Below are 266 nucleotides of genomic sequence, written 5' to 3' on the forward strand. Positions count from 1 at the left end.
CCAGCGCACCGCCCATAGGATGACCTCGCCGGTAAAATGCCGTCCTTTGAAATCGTTCATCGCAACTGACCTTGACAGTACATGAGCCCAATCTTGGAAACCGTGTCAGAGTTTGCAACAGAGCCATCTGCACAAGCTCGCGGTGCGACGGACACATGCGGGCCGGGGTGTCAGCTCCGCGCTGATCGAGGCTTGCCGCCATGCCGCGCGAACGCAGGGGTGCGCCAAGCTGCGGCTCGACTGCCACCCGAACCTGCGTGGCCTAT

At 61.7% G+C, this 266-nt stretch carries 1 pseudogene; it reads left to right on the forward strand.

The window, feature by feature from the left end:
- Positions 1–124: 124 nt before the first annotated feature.
- Positions 125–266: pseudogene (locus tag K5E40_RS34655) on the forward strand (GNAT family N-acetyltransferase); the annotation flags it as partial.

The sequence above is a fragment of the Pseudomonas baetica genome (assembly GCF_019733355.1).
In the GTDB taxonomy this organism is placed as follows: Bacteria; Pseudomonadota; Gammaproteobacteria; order Pseudomonadales; family Pseudomonadaceae; genus Aquipseudomonas; species Aquipseudomonas baetica_A.